Origin of the sequence: Buchnera aphidicola (Pemphigus obesinymphae), assembly GCF_026122815.1 — a bacterium.
Lineage (GTDB): Bacteria > Pseudomonadota > Gammaproteobacteria > Enterobacterales > Enterobacteriaceae > Buchnera_C > Buchnera_C aphidicola_BJ.
Genome location: NZ_JAIWQW010000064.1, coordinates 1 through 600 on the forward strand (window position 1 = coordinate 1; position 600 = coordinate 600).

A 600-nucleotide genomic window follows, 5' to 3' on the forward strand; every position below is an offset into this window, starting at 1 on the left:
TTAAAAAATTATGTTAAAAATGCTGATTTATTAATTGTAGCAGTCGGTAAACCTAATTTTATAAATGGAACATGGATTAAAAAAGGAGCAATAGTCATTGATGTAGGAATTAATAAACTTAATAACGGGAAAATAGTTGGTGATATCGATTTTTTATCCGTATATTTAAAAGCATCTTACATAACTCCTGTTCCAGGAGGAGTAGGTCCTATGACTGTAACCTCATTATTACAAAATACTTTATATGCTTGTGAAACATATCACAATGATTAAAAAAACTTAAAATAAATATAAAATATTAAAAAAATATAAGTGAAATTGTTTAATCAATACTTTTATCTATATATAAAAATCTATATTTTTTTTACACGATACCAAACAGTTTTATTTTTATCATCTTCAATAACGATACCTAAACTTAATAAAATTTTACGAATATTATCTGCCTTTTCCCAATTTTTTAATTTTCTAAAATTATCTCGCATGTTTAATAACATCTCTATTTCTTTTATTTGTTCCTGAGTATAATTAGACATATTTTTTAAAAAATCATCCGAATTATGCATTAACAATCCCAATTCTCTTCCTAAAGACGTTAAT

Annotated in this window: 2 pseudogenes; one reads left to right on the forward strand and one right to left on the reverse strand. The window is 23.8% G+C overall.

The window, feature by feature from the left end:
* Positions 1–273: pseudogene (locus LDP10_RS03095) on the forward strand (bifunctional methylenetetrahydrofolate dehydrogenase/methenyltetrahydrofolate cyclohydrolase); the annotation flags it as partial.
* An 80-nt stretch (positions 274–353) separates the two neighbouring features.
* Here LDP10_RS03095 and cysS read toward each other — a convergent pair.
* A pseudogene (cysS, locus tag LDP10_RS03100) lies at positions 354–600 on the reverse strand (cysteine--tRNA ligase); the annotation flags it as partial.